This is a genomic window from Paenibacillus sp. cl141a (genome assembly GCF_900109305.1).
GTDB lineage: Bacteria > Bacillota > Bacilli > Paenibacillales > Paenibacillaceae > Paenibacillus_AQ > Paenibacillus_AQ lautus_A.
Genome location: NZ_FNZO01000003.1, coordinates 28,018 through 44,248 on the forward strand (window position 1 = coordinate 28,018; position 16,231 = coordinate 44,248).

The 16,231-nt window shown below is 46.1% G+C and carries 18 protein-coding genes and 1 tRNA gene; 17 read left to right on the forward strand and 2 right to left on the reverse strand.

Annotated elements, in window-relative coordinates:
* The first annotated feature begins 20 nt into the window (after positions 1–20).
* The 4 genes from BMX45_RS10090 to BMX45_RS10105 all read left to right on the forward strand — a co-directional run bounded on the left by BMX45_RS10090 (position 21) and on the right by BMX45_RS10105 (position 3,531).
* Complete coding sequence (locus BMX45_RS10090) at positions 21–782, forward strand: ParA family protein (protein ID WP_009591460.1); 762 nt, start codon at positions 21–23, stop codon at positions 780–782.
* A complete protein-coding gene (locus BMX45_RS10095; protein WP_009591559.1) occupies positions 775–1,614 on the forward strand; it encodes a ParB/RepB/Spo0J family partition protein in 840 nt (279 codons plus the stop codon). Before BMX45_RS10090 ends, BMX45_RS10095 begins: the two co-directional genes overlap by 8 nt.
* A 212-nt stretch (positions 1,615–1,826) precedes the next feature.
* Positions 1,827–2,975, forward strand: a complete 1,149-nt coding sequence (locus tag BMX45_RS10100; RefSeq protein ID WP_090909571.1) for an aminotransferase class V-fold PLP-dependent enzyme — start codon at positions 1,827–1,829, stop codon at positions 2,973–2,975.
* 37 nt (positions 2,976–3,012) lie between these two features.
* Positions 3,013–3,531 (forward strand): DUF4446 family protein, encoded by a 519-nt coding sequence (locus tag BMX45_RS10105; RefSeq protein WP_090909572.1) that lies wholly within the window; start codon positions 3,013–3,015, stop codon positions 3,529–3,531.
* Here BMX45_RS10105 and yyaC read toward each other — a convergent pair.
* Positions 3,488–4,093, reverse strand: coding sequence for a spore protease YyaC (gene yyaC / locus BMX45_RS10110; RefSeq protein ID WP_036659575.1), 606 nt, complete (start codon positions 4,091–4,093; stop codon positions 3,488–3,490). The two genes, BMX45_RS10105 and yyaC, sit on opposite strands and share 44 nt — an antisense overlap.
* 242 nt (positions 4,094–4,335) lie before the next feature.
* Here yyaC and BMX45_RS10115 point away from each other — a divergent pair, with 242 nt between their 5' ends.
* From BMX45_RS10115 to BMX45_RS10130, 4 genes are all read left to right on the forward strand, one after another.
* Positions 4,336–4,608 carry a putative Se/S carrier protein gene (locus tag BMX45_RS10115; protein ID WP_254778020.1) on the forward strand — a complete coding sequence of 91 codons (273 nt, stop codon included), beginning with the start codon at positions 4,336–4,338 and terminating at the stop codon, positions 4,606–4,608.
* Between the two features lie 15 nt (positions 4,609–4,623).
* Positions 4,624–5,526 (forward strand): mechanosensitive ion channel family protein, encoded by a 903-nt coding sequence (locus tag BMX45_RS10120; RefSeq protein ID WP_090909574.1) that lies wholly within the window; start codon positions 4,624–4,626, stop codon positions 5,524–5,526.
* Between the two features lie 64 nt (positions 5,527–5,590).
* Positions 5,591–5,812, forward strand: a complete 222-nt coding sequence (locus BMX45_RS10125) for a DUF951 domain-containing protein (protein ID WP_090909575.1) — start codon at positions 5,591–5,593, stop codon at positions 5,810–5,812.
* 134 nt (positions 5,813–5,946) lie between these two features.
* Positions 5,947–6,037, forward strand: a tRNA-Ser gene (locus tag BMX45_RS10130).
* Positions 6,038–6,619: 582 nt separating this feature from the next.
* On the opposite strand, the gene BMX45_RS10135 is transcribed toward BMX45_RS10130, so the two are convergent.
* The gene (locus BMX45_RS10135) at positions 6,620–6,814 is read right to left on the reverse strand and encodes a YjzC family protein (RefSeq protein WP_015738119.1); all 195 of its coding nucleotides are present in this window, start codon (positions 6,812–6,814) and stop codon (positions 6,620–6,622) included.
* Between the two features lie 238 nt (positions 6,815–7,052).
* Between BMX45_RS10135 and rpsF the strand changes: the two genes are divergently transcribed.
* The 9 genes from rpsF (at position 7,053) to BMX45_RS10180 (ending at position 16,130) form a co-directional block, all read left to right on the forward strand.
* Complete coding sequence (gene rpsF / locus BMX45_RS10140; RefSeq protein ID WP_009591503.1) at positions 7,053–7,337, forward strand: 30S ribosomal protein S6; 285 nt, start codon at positions 7,053–7,055, stop codon at positions 7,335–7,337.
* A 47-nt stretch (positions 7,338–7,384) separates the two neighbouring features.
* Complete coding sequence (ssb, locus tag BMX45_RS10145; RefSeq protein ID WP_009591476.1) at positions 7,385–7,879, forward strand: single-stranded DNA-binding protein; 495 nt, start codon at positions 7,385–7,387, stop codon at positions 7,877–7,879.
* 21 nt (positions 7,880–7,900) lie between these two features.
* Positions 7,901–8,173, forward strand: a complete 273-nt coding sequence (gene rpsR / locus BMX45_RS10150) for a 30S ribosomal protein S18 (protein ID WP_006207333.1) — start codon at positions 7,901–7,903, stop codon at positions 8,171–8,173.
* A gap of 873 nt (positions 8,174–9,046) precedes the next feature.
* Positions 9,047–9,721 carry an SOS response-associated peptidase gene (locus tag BMX45_RS10155; RefSeq protein WP_090909576.1) on the forward strand — a complete coding sequence of 225 codons (675 nt, stop codon included), beginning with the start codon at positions 9,047–9,049 and terminating at the stop codon, positions 9,719–9,721.
* 729 nt (positions 9,722–10,450) lie between these two features.
* Positions 10,451–12,214, forward strand: a complete 1,764-nt coding sequence (locus BMX45_RS10160; RefSeq protein WP_090909577.1) for an ABC transporter substrate-binding protein — start codon at positions 10,451–10,453, stop codon at positions 12,212–12,214.
* A 66-nt stretch (positions 12,215–12,280) separates the two neighbouring features.
* A complete protein-coding gene (locus BMX45_RS10165) occupies positions 12,281–13,243 on the forward strand; it encodes an ABC transporter permease (protein ID WP_090909578.1) in 963 nt (320 codons plus the stop codon).
* 12 nt (positions 13,244–13,255) lie between these two features.
* Positions 13,256–14,179, forward strand: coding sequence for an oligopeptide ABC transporter permease (gene opp4C, locus BMX45_RS10170; protein WP_090909579.1), 924 nt, complete (start codon positions 13,256–13,258; stop codon positions 14,177–14,179).
* Between the two features lie 11 nt (positions 14,180–14,190).
* Positions 14,191–15,165 (forward strand): ABC transporter ATP-binding protein, encoded by a 975-nt coding sequence (locus BMX45_RS10175; protein WP_090909580.1) that lies wholly within the window; start codon positions 14,191–14,193, stop codon positions 15,163–15,165.
* Entirely contained in the window at positions 15,165–16,130 is a 966-nt protein-coding gene (locus BMX45_RS10180) for an ABC transporter ATP-binding protein (RefSeq protein ID WP_090909581.1), read from the forward strand. The genes BMX45_RS10175 and BMX45_RS10180 overlap by 1 nt, the downstream gene beginning before the upstream one ends.
* Positions 16,131–16,231 lie beyond the last annotated feature (101 nt).

The window sequence follows — 16,231 nt, forward strand, 5'->3', positions numbered from 1 at the left end:
CCTACATTGAGGTGAAATGAGTGTCAAAGATAATTGCCATAGCAAATCAAAAGGGCGGTGTCGGCAAAACGACGACTTCCGTCAATCTGGGAGCTGGATTGGCTTCGCTAGGCAAACGGGTGCTTTTGGTGGATATAGACCCCCAAGGTAACACAACGAGTGGGGTTGGCATTAACAAAGCCGATGTTGCAAATTGCATTTACGATATTATCATCAATGAAGTACACCCGAAGGACGCCATCTGTGGGACGAATATCGAAGGACTGGACATCATTCCGGCCACCATTCAATTGGCTGGCGCCGAGATTGAGCTTGTTCCTACGATTTCTCGTGAAGTACGATTGAAGAAATCACTCCAATTAGTCAAACCCCAGTATGATTATATTTTGATTGATTGTCCTCCATCGCTTGGCATTTTAACGATCAATTCATTGACGGCGGCCGATTCGGTCATCATCCCGATTCAATGTGAATATTACGCATTGGAAGGTTTGAGTCAGCTGTTGAATACGGTTCGCCTCGTTCAGAAGCATCTGAATACATCACTCAAGATAGAAGGCGTATTGCTGACGATGCTGGATGCGCGCACGAATCTGGGCATTCAGGTGATTGAAGAAGTGAAAAAGTATTTTCAGGAAAAAGTGTACAAAACGATTATCCCGAGAAATATTCGTTTGAGTGAGGCGCCGTCTCATGGACAGTCGATCATTACGTATGATCCCCGTTCAAAGGGAGCGGAAGTATACTTGGAGCTGGCAAAGGAAGTGATCTCTTATGAGTAAACGTTTGGGAAAAGGGCTGGATGCGCTGATTCCATCTTTGTCTATTCATGATGATGACAAGGTAGTGGAAATTCCGCTCAGTCAATTGCGAGCGAATCCGTATCAGCCGCGAAAGACTTTTAACGATGAGGCGATCCAGGAGCTGGCGGAATCGATCCGTCAGCATGGTGTGATTCAGCCGATTATCGTCCGCAGCGTGCTGAAGGGCTATGAGATTATTGCCGGGGAGCGAAGATTCCGGGCATCCCAATATTGCGGAAAAGCAACCATTCCGGCGGTGGTTCGTTCCTTCAGTGACCAACAAGTAATGGAGATTGCCCTCATTGAGAACTTGCAGCGCGAGAATCTGAACGCCATGGAGATTGCGGTAGCTTATCAAGGGCTCATGGAACAATTTTCCTTAACCCAAGAAGAGTTGTCATTGAAGGTCGGTAAATCTCGTTCCCATATCGCTAACTTTTTGCGATTGCTTTCATTACCAGAAGAAGTGAAGGAAAATGTTTCACGTGGAACATTGTCGATGGGACATGCTAGAGCGATCGTGGGAATTAAGGATCCGATTCTTGTCAAACAGCTGGCGAAACAATGCGTGGAGCAGGAATGGAGTGTCCGCGAATTGGAGGAAGCGGTTAAGAATCTGGACCGCAAACCAGCGGATAAAGCGAAGCCTAAGGTCAAGAATCGCGATCCTTATATCGATCATCTGGAAGAAGATCTTAGAGAACGGTTTAAAACGACCGTCAAAATTAAGCACAATAAGGATAAAGGGAAGATTGAGCTTAATTATTACAGCAAGCAGGATTTGGAGCGGTTGTTGGAACTGCTTCAATAAGAGCAGGCTTAGTATCTGAAGACTCCGTTGATGAGTGGCTGGTTAAAGATTGAGTTTGATTAAAACCAAAGACATGTCGACGTTCCTGAAAGGGAATGAGATATGTCTTTATTTAACTAAACGTGAGGTACTTCATTTATCGGTGGAAGTTGAAGATGCTTGAATATGTATTGTAAAGGGAAAATACTACGGAAAAATGAAGGGGAAACATCATGGACCCGATCGTTTATCTGGATCATGCCGCCACATCATGGCCCAAGCCTCCTGAAGTGTTTGAGGCAATGAAGAGGGCCATGGAAGAGGCGGCTGCAAATCCGGGGCGAGGCAGTCACCGAATGGCGGTGAAGGCATCCCGTGTCCTTTATGGAACACGGAAGACGCTGTCAGATTTGTTTGGAGTGAAGAACCCCAACGATATTGCGTTGACATCGAATACGACCGAAGCGCTTAATTTAGCCATCAAAGGGTGTTTGCGTGAAGGCGATCATGTCATTGCGACGATGATTGAGCATAATTCTGTGCGCAGGCCGCTTGAATATTTGAAGCGCACCCGGGGGATACAAGTAGACTATGTTCCCGTTGATGAGGAGGGTCAGCTTGATCTGCAACGAATCGAGGGAGCCTTTCGTTCTAATACTAGGCTTGTTGTGTGCAGTCATAGTTCCAATCTGCTTGGTTCCATTATTCCACTTGTTGAGATAGGAGAACTGGCGAAGAAGAAAGGGGCTATACTGCTCGTGGATGCTGCCCAGAGTGCCGGTATGCTGGATATTCATGTGGAGAAGATGCATGTGGGTATGCTGGCGTTTCCCGGGCATAAAGGGCTCTTGGGGCCTCAAGGAACAGGGGGACTGTATATCTCGTCTGATATTGATCTGGAACCATTGCTGCATGGAGGTACCGGCAGTCAATCGGAGGCAATTGAACAGCCGACGGTGCGTCCGGATCGATATGAGGCAGGAACGCCGAATACGATTGGATATGCGGGATTGCAAGCAGGTGTGCGGAAGGTGCTTGAATGGACACCGCAGCATATTTACCGGCATGAATGGGGATTGACGCAATATATGATGGAGGGCCTGCAAGAGGTAAGAGGCCTTCGTTTACTCGGTCCTGCTCTTGGAAAAGCACGGACAGGCATCGTGGCTTTTGTGTCTGAAAAATTCGACGCGTCCGAAATAGCTTTTCGACTGGACCGGGAATATGGGATTGCCGTGCGTGCCGGTTATCATTGTACACCGCTTGCCCATATGGCATCAGGAACGGAACATACGGGTGCAGTCAGAGCGAGCGTTGGGATTTCTACGAGCCGTGACGAAATCGAATTCATGCGAAAAGCGATCAAGGAAATTCACAGTTGAACAAACGATCAAGATGGAGAAGAGGAAGGAAGAAAGCATGTCTGAATTAAATGAATTGATCATGGAGCAGCTTCATTGGTTTGTCGTCGGAATGGTCATGATCATCTTGATCTTATGGATAACCTTAATTGTTCAAGGGGCAAAATTGCGCAAGATGAAGCGCAGATACGATGCGATGATGGCAGGCAGCGGGGTGGAAGATATCGAATCGCTGCTGGTCCAGTTGAAAATCCAAATGGATGAAATTGAAGAAGGGCATGCCAGTCATCAAAAAATGCTGGATTCCATCAACGGCAGCTTGAAAGGAATGAAATCCAAAGTTGGCATCGTCAGATATAATGCATTTGGCGAGCGGGGGAACGAAATGAGCTTCTCCCTGGCTATCCTGAGTGAGGAGGAGGAAGGGATCGTTCTGACCGGTCTGCATAACCGGGAGAGCTCCTATGTGTACGCCAAACCATTGAAGGATGGGCAATCCAAATATCCATTGTCTCCGGAAGAAAAGGAGGCCGTTACTCTTGCGCTGCAAGAAGGGAAGAACGGTTCCACTCTTTGATCCCTGCAAACAGGCAGGTTGCAATAATATCAGATAAACGCATGACCAAGCTTAATCGAGTGTTCTGCAATACGAAGTATTCCATAAAGCCGCCGACATTGACGATTCCCGTGACGTGGATATCGCCAACCGGCGGTAATTCTTTATGTACGCCGGCTCCAGGCTTAAGAGGGCCATCGGCGATCTGAATGGAGCCTACGCTGGTTGATTGGCCTAAGCAGGCGTCAATACCGATCACAAAAGGGTTATCGAATTTCTCATATATGGCGGTCAGCGTATCCTTCAGATTCATGGCGTGGACAGGCTCGTCCAGCGTCCCGTAGAGATGAAACAGCGAACTGTTGTAGCGGGCAAGCGAAGTGCCGACCAGCGGTCCCAGGCAGTCACCGGTGGACCGGTCGGTGCCGATGCAGACAATGACAAGCGGCCGGTGCTGAATACGGGCGTCAGAGAGATGAAAGAGCAAGCGATGTATAATAGCAGAATGGATATTAGGGTCCGTGTGTGGTATTTTTAAGCTGGAAGCCTCCGGGCGAGACGTGATTTTAGATAGACGGTTCATAGAATCTTCCTTTCGTCTGCATTTGGTAGTATCAGTATATGGATGAAAGACTGTTTTTATACTTTGCGTTTTGCTAAAAATACGATTTCATCATTTCGAGCGATGGCCGTGCTTTGAATATGTATAGGACATGGACCCGCAGAAGTTCTATGAAATGTTGATTTATTTTAAGAGTTTTATATAAAACTCTTGTTTGCCGGACATGATGATGAGAGATACATACAACTAAAATGATAGGCAGCATGAAGGAGGATTGGGCAGTGGAAGGTGCGATGGTGATCGCATTCGATTCCACCCAGCAGGCGCTGCGCGCGGAAATGCTGCTGGAGTATGCGGATATCGAAATAGATCTGTTCCCTACGCCGAAAGAGATCACGGCTGGCTGTGCATTATCGATTCAATTCCCCCCTGATGCGTTAAAGGAAGTTCAAGAGATCATCCGGCTGGAGCATGTGGAGATCCGGGGCATTTTTGCGCTTGATGACAACGAGAGGTATATCAACATCGAAGAATAAGGGAGGACATCAGGGATGAGGGGCTTTGGTTACTTGTCTGGGGAAACTACAGAAGATGGTGTAGATTTGCAAACGATAGCTGAGGAGGCAGAGGGCTTGAAAGATAAGATCTGGGGATGGTTAACGAATGAAGAGATGTGGACGAATATTCTATCATCCGGCATTCGGGTAATCATCATATTTATTCTGACGCGTCTCGTGATCCGGGTTGTGTATAAAATGATTGATCAGTTTCTGCTCCGGCAGGAGAAGAGCCGAATCCAGGTGAACTCAAGACGCTTTGTCACGGTAGGGGAATTGTTAAAAAATGTAACCTCCGTCGTATGTAACTTTGTCATGATCTTAATTATTCTGTCGGAGTTCAACTTCAAGCTAGGACCGCTGTTGGCTGGTGCCGGTGTACTGGGTCTTGCCATCGGTTTCGGTGCACAAAGTTTGGTGAAGGATGTTATTACCGGCTTCTTCATTATATTCGAGGATCAGTTCGCCGTAGGTGACGTGATTAAGAGCGGCGAGTATCGGGGAACGGTCGAAATGATCGGACTGCGCACATCGCGTGTCAGGGGGTTGAACGGGGAAACCTATATCATTCCGAACGGGATGATTACCAGCGTTACGAACTACTCTCTTTCCAACTCGCTCGCGATAGTGGATCTGCCAGTGAAGAACGATCAGCAGGTGAAGGATACGATCACATTGATTCAATCGGCACTTACGGGAATCATGGACCGCCGGCCCGAGGTGCAGCGTTCGCCGGATGTGCTGGGGATCCAGTCTTTGACAACGTCGGAATATGTGGTTCGCATCGTAGCCGAGTGTAATCCGAATGCCAGGGAAGCTGTGGAACGCCAGATTTTTACCGATATCAAACAGGCCATTGAAGCACGCGAGCTGGGGCAAGAACGCGCTCAGGGTTGATCTATTCGGTAATCCGATGTTATATAATAGATATTAAGCGACGAAACAAAAGGGAGCGGTAACCATGGAGCGCAAGGTTTTTCAGTTAGGGGATATCGTTCAGATGAAGAAGCCCCATCCTTGTGGAAATAATGAGATGGAGATTATTCGCATGGGGATGGATATTCGGATTAAATGCACGAAGTGTCAGCACAGCGTGTTGATCCCCCGTGTAAAGTTCGAGAAGAATATGAAGAAGGTTTTACGTTCGGCACAGGAATCGGAAGGGGCAGGAGATACACCTTAATATTTCCTCCCCGAAAGATCTTCCCAAGCCAGTGTTCATGAAGCCGGTAAGGCGAATCTGATCGAGCAGCTAAAAAGAGATGGAGACAAGCTATTGACCAGATAACGTTTCCATGATATAATCAAACTTGCTGTGGAAAGGTACCCAAGAGGCCCAAGGGGGCTGACTCGAAATCAGCTAGGCGTCGCAAGGCGTGCGTGGGTTCGAATCCCACCCTTTCCGCCACCAATCGTTCTAAGTTCCGCTGTTATGGATGCAGACGATATTGTTACATAAGCCGAGGCGATAAGCTGTACGGACGCCTTTGAATAAAACACCCTCATGCAGGTTAGCCTGCATGAGGGTGTTTTTCGTTGTCGAGAGGATGACTCCAGATCAGGAAGCGGGATATGAACATAAAAAGAAGGGCCCTAATGGGCCCTTCCTTCTGGGTAGGCGGTGCTTGCGAATTGGAATCATTTTATCAGCACTTCTGCGAACCTTGTCAACCAGCTTCACTTGTCCTGAAGGTCAAGCACTCGGCTCATTTCCTCAGCTTGCAATTCGTGCGACGATCAGAAACCTTCTGCGTTGTTCAGTTGCAACGTTCAACGGAACCACACCTCTCTCATGCACCGCCTGATTATAATGTGCGCCTAAAGGCTGTTTGTATACATGCTAATTTCAACGGATAACAATTTAGAGTAAATGGTCCGCATTCATTGCTTGAACGACAGCCATATAGGCAAAGCTCGATCGTGGGGCAGTGCTCAGGATCTAATAGGACGGACACTGAACAATACCATGGGGCTGGAACACTCCTGGCTGTTATTTAGGCTGCACCCGACGCTTGTTTAACCATACGCGATCATCATTTTGAGTTTCAGGAAAGGTGTCGCCCTTGCTCATTTTAATTTGACGCGGGTTCTCGATGCCCATAATATGGTCTCTAACGCCAACTTCCATATAAATGCCGTTGTTTGGCGCTTTGTCGCCTGCACGAAATTCGGTCTGTTCTCCCATTATGGAATTCCTCCTCATTATGATGGATGGACTGCATGTATTATCATGCGCCAACAGACCTGAAATCATTGCAGGGAAAGAGAGAAAGGCACGGTAATAAAGGGAAGAGGGCATGTTTGGTTTTGAAAAGAAACTTGCATCCGATCATCCGTTCTGGTATAGTATTATGGTGCGAGTTAGACTCGCTCCTTGCTCTCAACATCGATTGAGGGCCGAAGTCCATAAGGAGGTGAAACATATGCGCAAATATGAAGTGATGTACATTATTCGTCCTGACATTGAACAAGAAGCTGTTCAAGCTGCAGTCGATAAATTCCAAGGCATCATCTCCAACGGCGGAGAAATTACAAAGCATGACGTAATGGGTAAACGCCGTCTTGCGTATGAGATCAAGAAATTCCGTGATGGCGTCTACGTTCTGGTAAACTTCAACGCAACACCTGAAGTTGTAGCTGAGCTTGAGCGTCTCATGAAGATTTCTGACGAAGTCATTCGTTATCTCATCACGAACGACGTTGCTTAATACGGACCAAACTTTGTAATTGATTTCGTTCTAAGGAGGGGATTGGATTGTTGAACCGTGTCATTTTGATTGGCCGACTGACTAAGGATCCCGAGCTGCGATATACTCCTTCAGGTGTTGCTGTAACGCAATTTACACTTGCTGTTGATCGTCCGTTTACTGGACAAGGCGGGGAGCGCGAAGCGGATTTCATTCCGGTCGTGACCTGGAGACAGCTTGCGGAGACTTGTGCAAACTATCTGCGCAAAGGCCGTCTGACGGCTGTAGAAGGGCGCATTCAAGTGCGAAATTACGAGAATAACGAAGGTAAGCGTGTATACGTCACCGAAGTCATTGCCGATAATGTTCGCTTCTTGGAGTCAAACCGTGAAACAAGCGGTGGCGGAGGAAATCGTGAGGAATCATCGTTTAACGGAGGAAGCAACAGCAATAGCGGTGGCGGAAACCGGGGGAACAATAACTACTCGCGAAACAACAATCAGGATCCTTTTTCCGATGAAGGAAAACCGATCGATATTTCGGATGATGATTTGCCATTTTAATACGGAAAGGACTGACAACACATGGCTTTTAAACAAAGAGAAGGCGGAGACAACGACAAAAGACCGGCACGCCGCGGCGGCCGCAACAAGCGTCGTAAAGTATGTTTCTTCACTGTGAACAAAATTACTCACATTGACTATAAAGATACAGACCTGCTCAAGAAATTCATCAGCGAGCGCGGAAAAATCCTGCCTCGTCGTGTAACAGGTACTAGCGCTAAATATCAGCGTGCCCTGACGATCGCGATCAAACGCTCCCGTCAAATCGCATTGCTTCCATACACAACGGAGTAATCTTTTGTGCGTAAAGCGGTTCAGCCTAATCATTGGCTGGGCCGCTTTTTTATTAGGTACAACGCAAGTGCTTACTTCAACATCTAGCAAGGGATAACATTGGCCATATGCGGTCTGTGGTAGAGTAAGCAACGTCAGGCAGATGGTTTCAGGATCACACGTCGCTGCCCATTGGGAATTGTGAAAGCATCCATGTTGAGAGGCAGAGGTTAATCAGATATAAAACTAGAGCAGGTACAGACTATTCGGATCTCAAACAGGCTTATCCAAATGTTGGGGTATAATGTCTTCATGGAAGAATCGTGTCTCCTCTGAGTGTACATTGTTAAAGTGTAGCAACGATCAATAAATACAAGCCTAGTGTAAAGCTTTCCAGTTTTAAAGCCCTGAAATCATGTCTGCTTTGAAGGGACAGTGTCTATTGTAAGCAATACAATGATAAGAACAATGGGTGCTCCTGCTACAAAGGAATCCATGAATGTAGGCCGATCGCAAAGTAGGCTGAAAAAATTCCTTCTATTATATATAAGTATCTGTAGCCTTTCCGCATGCAGGGTGAAATGATATTTGTCTTGTATGTAGAATGCGATCCTTCTCCTATATCGAAAAAAGAGAATGGTAAGGGCCTATATCTTATTCTCATATGAAGTTTGATGTCTATCGTGTACAAACATGATAGACGAATATGGCCGTGACCATGCGGTAAGAAAAATTTAATAATGCGATTACATTAAAATTGCAGAAATTTTTCAAACTGGTGATGTCCTCTCCAGGGATACAAGCGGACATGAAGTGGAAGCTCCATGATGTTAGTCTTATTATGCATATTCCTCCTCCATTATCCAAACGATAAAGGAAAAAGGAGGTAGTCGTATGTGCAGAAGATTTTCGCTGTCCGCAGGGCTCGAAGAAGTGAATCAACACTTTGGCATCCACCGGGTCATGTATTACTACAAAAGCCGGTACAACATTAGTCCTACCCAAACCATGCCCGTCATTGTACAGGAACAGGGGGAGCGGGTACTCGATGAGTATCGGTGGGGCTTGGTTCCATATTGGGGAAAAGACGCGGTCAATGCCGATATTACAACAGTTGATCAGAATCCCACTTATCGCAAAGCGATTGATACGAGGCGATGCATTATACCTTGCAACGGACTATATTACTGGAGAACGGTCGGCAAACGGAGTTATGCCGTACGGACCGTGATCGGAGAGAATGAAATATTTGGTATGGCGGGCCTATACGAGACATGGCGGGATGCCAGGGGAAATGAAATGAGAACCTGCACGGTGCTGATGACGGATGCAAATGAAGCGATATCGGAGTTCGAAACAAGGATGCCGGCAATCTTGTCGGAAGAAAACATGGCCAAGTGGCTAGACCCGGAAATCCAGGGAAGGCATGCAGTTCATCCGCTGCTCCATACTTACCGCGGACAGATGCGCATATATCCGGTAACGCCTTTAGTGGCCGACGACACGCATGATCATCAACAGTGCATTGAAGAAATGGATTTGAAGCTAGCTTGGGTGAAGAATCTGTAGTTCGTAAGTATGAAAGAACGAAGTTGATTTATCTGACATGAAACAGAACATGAAAGCAATCCGGAAGATGCCCCCGGGTTGCTTTTTTAAGCTTTAATACAATAGAGAGACGAAATCATGAAATGTAATACCTCCAAACAGGCGTCACCTAATACAGAATTGAAGCATACGGTTAGGATAAAATATTACATAAAAATGGGCTTTATTTAGATTGAGCAGAGATTAAACTATGATTGTGTGATATAATATAACATATAATTCGTTTTATAACACTTTTAATCAAAATATTAGAGATGAATTCAAATCATTTGTGATATAACATCACATAATTCCGACAAAATCGAAAGCGATTATAGTTATAAAATGTAAATAAATCTTGATATTACATACATTTTCAGTAAACTAAGGATATACAACGGAGATAAACTGAATTATTAACCTCGAAAACGACGATAAAAACATGATTTTTGAGAAATATGAAAAAAAGTAATTGACGTTACCTAAATTTACACGTATCATAACATTAATTTTATAGGCAAGAAGATATTGCTAGAGACTTTGGCACTAATTGACCAATGGTATATTTTCTGTAAAACTTTCAAGTTATTTCACATCATGCAATGACATCCTAGAGAACGAAACGTTCAGTACCGAAATTATTTAAGGATGATTTCAATATTCGTCCTGATAATTTATATTGCAACAACATTTTTTAAGAGGAGGATTCGCATGAAGAAAAGAATGTCACTCCTGCTGGCAATCATGCTTCTGGCCATCACGGTATTAGCAGCTTGCGGAGGCGGAGGAACAGCAGAACAGCCACCAAGTCAAGGGGATCAAACAGAGCAAACTCCACCAGCTGAAGGCGAAGATACTACAGAACCGCCGGCTGAAAATGGAAACGACAGCCAAGGCTACTTCAAGGCAGAAGATCCATCTGCTAATCCCGCGAATGCGTTGGCACGTAAAGACACACTCGTCGTTGGTATGACAGCACCTAAAGGGGTATTTAACCCATTCTACTGGCAAACAGCGTATGACCGTTATGTTGTAGATGCAATTTTCGATTCTTTCTTCTCGCTGAACGGTGATGGAACTTATAATAATCGCCTGGCTGAGAGCGTTGAAGTATCCGAAGACAAATTGAAATACACGTTTAAATTGAAGCCGGGTGTAAAATACTCTAATGGCGAACCGGTTACTGTGAAAGACTATGCATTCGCAATGAAAGTTTATCATGACTCCAGCTACGACGGTCAATCCGATCTGCTGTCCGTGAACATTAAAGGCGGAAAAGAGTATAACGAAGGTAAAGCTGATGAAATCTCCGGTATTAAAGTCATCGATGACAATACCATTGAAATCGAAGTTACCGAAGCAAATGCCATGACAAAGGATAACCTGGGTACTGTATTTTTTGTTCCAGAATCCGTTTATGGAAAAGGTTACAAGCAAGGCAACCTGGAGTACATGAAAGACCTGCATGCTAAACCAGTTGGTAGCGGTCAATATGTGCTGAAGAGCTTCTCTCCTGGACAAGAGGTTGTTCTGGAAGCTAATCCGGACTACTTCCTGGGCGCTCCAAAAATTAAGAACGTCATCTACAAGACTACAACTGACGAAACCAAATTGGCTATGTTCCAATCCGGTGAAATCGATATGGATATGGTAACCGTTAACGAAGATAACGTAGAAGCGTTGAAAGAGATGGGCTTCTTGGATATTAACATCTTCCCAACCAATGGTTATGGTTATGTGGCGATGAATCATAAAGATCCTAAATTCCAAGATCCTAAAGTTCGTCAAGCGTTGATTTATGGTTTGAACCGCGCCGAAGTTGTTGAAATTATCTATGGTAAATATGCAAACGTCATTAACATTCCACAATCCAGCGTATCTTGGGCTTACACGGAAGAAGGTATTGAGCCTCATGAGTTTGATATCGAGAAAGCGAAGCAGCTTCTTGATGAAGCAGGCTGGGCTCCAGGTGCTGACGGCATCCGTGAAAAAGACGGCAAGAAATTCGAGGTTCATTTCTCGGCAACAGCTGACAACCCAGTAATTGATGCTTTGATTCCGGTCATGACACAGAACTACCAAGAGCTGGGCATCAAATTGACAGCTGAAACTTTGGACTTTAACGCCATCATGGATAAGAAGGACAAAGGCGATTTCGAAATGTTCTTTGCTGCATGGGGCTTGACTCCAGATCCAGACTCAACAGTTTATATCACGAATGGACCACAAAACGACATCGGATATTCCAATCCCGACTATGATGCTGCTATGAAGAAAGGTCTGAACGCCTTTGATCTGGAAGAACGTAAAGCGGCTTATGCTGAAGCATATCAAGTGCTGAATAAAGACGTTCCGGATCTTCCGATCTACCAAAGACGTGATGCTTGGGCAATCAACTCCAGATTGACAGGCGTTGACATCACACCTTACAAAAACTTTGCAATTGACCTGTACAAAGCAGAAATTCAACAATAGCATCAAGAAACATATGCTCAGCTCGCAAGAGCTGGGCATATGCACTTATAAGCCGGGAGGAATATTATGAAGCAGTACATTATCCGGAGGCTGCTGCAGATCATTCCGACATTGATCGGGATTTCGATTATCATATTTGCGATATCATCTTTAGTACCTGGTGATTATATCACTGCAGTGGACAACCCGACGATGACTGCTGAGAAAGCAGCTCAGCTTCGGGAAATTTATGGTTTGGATAAGCCGCCGGTAGAGCGTTATCTTACATGGGTCGGCAATATGTTAAAGGGTAATCTCGGAGATTCCCTTGTGCACAAACAACCTGTCACAACCGTAATGAATAATTATGTATGGAATTCCTTTTTTATTGCGATTTTCAGTTTAATTTTGAGTTGGGTTATAGCTGCTTTTGCTGGCGTATTCTCAGCGAAGTTTCAGTATTCCTTGTTTGACAAGATCATAACTTTATTAGTTTTCTTGTGCATGTCACTGCCTTCTTTCTTTATCGGACTCCTGCTTATCAAGTTTTTTGCCTTGGATTTAGGATGGTTCCCTGTTGGCGGTATGAAGACTTCGGGAATGAATGGAAGTACATGGGATCAATTGATCGATATTGCATGGCATATGTTCTTGCCAGTTACCGTACTCACGATGCTGAGCACAGGCAGTTTGACGCGGTATTTCCGTACAAGCATGCTGGAGGTTATCCGTCAGGATTATATCCGCACAGCCCGTGCAAAGGGATTGAAGGAACGTACGGTTATTTTCAAGCATGCTTTGCGTAATGCCATGCTTCCTGCGATCACGCTGATGGGCTTTGAGCTGCCCTCTTTGTTCGGCGGCGCCATCATCATGGAGAAAATTTTCATTTGGCCTGGGGTCGGGCAGGTATATCTGGAATCGATCAACATGAGAGACTATCCATTTATGCTTGGTTTCACGGTATTCATATCCGTACTGACACTTCTCGGCAACCTGTTGTCTGACGTTCTGTACGGAACTGCAGATCCAAGAATTCGCTTAAAGTAGGAGGAGATTCATTTGTCCGCAGAGGCTGCACCTTTAAAAACGAATCTACCAGTTCCGAAGAAGCAGCCGGATTCCCCGTGGCGGATCGCTATTCGCCGTTTTTCCAGAAACCGTCTTGCTGTCATCGGACTTTTCATAATTGTATTTATGTTTTTGCTGTGTTTTATTGGCCCTTTCTTTTCACCTTATTCTCTGTATGATTACAGTGTACTGGACAAGAACCTGCCGCCAAGCTCGAAGTATTGGCTGGGAACGGATAAGCTGGGACGCGACATTCTCCTGCGCATGATGCTTGCTGGACGAATATCTCTTTTGGTTGGTCTTGTTGCGACAGGCATTTCGGTCATCATCGGAGCAACCTTGGGAGCCTTAGCAGGTTTTTATCGTAAATGGGTGGACACGCTGATTATGCGTATTGCTGATATCTTTATGGCATTGCCTACGCTGCCGATCCTGATCATTTTGGGCGCGATATTGTCTGACCTGAAGGTTGAACCGTCAGATCGTATCTATTTCCTGATGTTGATTATCGGGGTGCTCGGCTGGAGCAGTATCTCCCGTCTTGTACGTGGTCAAATCTTAGGGCTCCGCGAGCAGGAGTTCATGCAAGCAACAGAAGCTTTAGGGCTTAAAGATCGCCGGAAAATTTTCCGCCATCTGCTCCCTAATACGGTCCCTATCATTATTGTATCTGCAACCCTAGGGGTAGCAGGCGCGATTATTTTTGAATCTTCACTAAGCTTTCTCGGGATTGGTGTTGTTCCACCGACGCCGTCATGGGGGAATATGATTTCTGCCGCTAACAATCTCATCGACTTCCGTAAGCGGCCGTGGCTGTGGATACCGCCAGGCATGTGTATTCTGGTTACCGTAGTTGCAATCAACTTGATCGGTGACGGGCTTCGCGACGCGCTTGACCCGAAAATGAAGAAGTAGGAGATGCGAATATGGCAAAAGAATTAGTAGAATTCCGTAATTTAAAAACGCATTTTCAAACCTCCGCAGGCACCGTGAAAGCCGTCGACGATGTAAGCTTCAAAATCCGTGAAGGTGAAACACTGTGTGTGGTGGGGGAGTCAGGCTGTGGTAAAAGCGTAACAGCCATGTCTCTTATGCGTTTGATCGATACGCCTCCGGTAGGAGGAGAAATCCTGTATGAAGGCAAGGACCTGCTGAAGATGAGCAAGCGCGAGATGAGCTTGATTCGCGGCAATGATATCGCCATGATCTTCCAGGAACCCATGACCTCGCTCAACCCGGTATTAACGATCGGAGAGCAGATTGTGGAGCCGATCCTGCTTCATCAGCTCGTAAACCGTAAAGAAGCAAAACAACGCGCCATCGAATTGATTAATCTGGTTGGAATCCCGCGTGCGGAGAAGATTTTCGACTCTTATCCGCATGAACTCAGCGGCGGTATGCGCCAACGGATCATGATCGCGATTGCCCTCAGCTGTAATCCGAAGCTGCTGATCGCGGATGAGCCTACAACGGCGCTTGATGTTACGATTCAAGCCCAGATTCTGGATCTGATGCGCGACATTAAAGATAAACTCAACACTTCGATTATGCTGATCACGCATGACCTTGGCGTTGTTGCCGAGATGGCGGATTATGTTGTCGTAATGTACGCAGGCAAAGTCATAGAAGAGGCTCCGGTCATCGAGCTGTTTAAACAGCCGAAGCATCCATATACCAAAGGTCTTCTGAAGGCGAAGCCGGTCATTAATCAGACGCAAGAACGTCTGTATTCGATTCCGGGACAAGTTCCTAACCCGGTAGATCTTGGAGACAACTGTCATTTCCATGATCGCTGCGAATTCTGCATGCAGATCTGCAAGGAGAAAACGCCTCCGCTCGGTACGGATCCTAACGGCCATAAGGTCGCTTGCTGGCTGTATGAAGAGGAGGGGAAAGCCTAATGAGTCAAGCACTGATCGAAATAGACGGTTTGAAGAAATACTTTCCCATCACCGGCGGCGTATTTCAACGAACCGTGGGCAATGTAAGGGCCGTTGACGGAGTCAGCTTTACCATCAACAAAGGTGAATCCTTCGGGCTCGTAGGTGAATCGGGCTGCGGCAAGAGCACCATTGGACGAACCATTCTTCGATTGCTGGAAAAAACGGAAGGCAAGGTCATCTTCAACGGTACCGACATCCATACCTTGTCCAAGGAGAAGATGCGTGCCCTGCGTCCGAAGATGCAGATCGTATTCCAGGATCCATTCAGCTCGCTGAATCCAAGAATCAAAGTGGGCGAAGCCATCGGCGAAGCACTCATTGATCATGGGTTAGTTAATCGTAAGGAACTTAAAGACCGCGTGATTGAAACGCTGGAAATTTGCGGCCTTGCTGCCTATCATTACGATCGGTATCCGCATGAGTTCTCCGGCGGACAGCGACAACGGATCGGGATTGCCCGTGCGTTGATTCTGAATCCCGACTTTATCGTCGCGGATGAGCCGGTATCTGCATTGGACGTATCGATTCAAGCACAAATCATCAACTTATTAAGTGATTTGCAGCGCGAGAAGCAGCTGACTTACTTGTTCATTTCTCATGATCTCAGTGTTGTAGAGCATTTGTGCAACCGAATTGGGGTAATGTATCTGGGATCGATGGTAGAAATGGCCAGCAAGGAAGAACTGTTCCGCAACCCGCTGCATCCTTATACGAAAGCATTGCTGTCTGCCGTACCGGTACCGGACCCAACGCTGAAGCGTGATCGGATCGTACTGAAAGGCGACATTCCAAGCCCGGCGAACCCGCCTTCAGGCTGCAAATTCCACACACGCTGCCCGCTGGCTTCGGACCTGTGCAAACAGCAAGTACCGGAATACCGCAATGTAGGAAATGATCACTTTGTTGCTTGTCACTACGCTTAATAGGACTCATCATATCCAGATTTTCTGACAGCAATCAGCGTGATGATTAGAAGATTTACAGATTCATAGAAGGACTTCCTATCGTCTGCGGACGGTTAGGA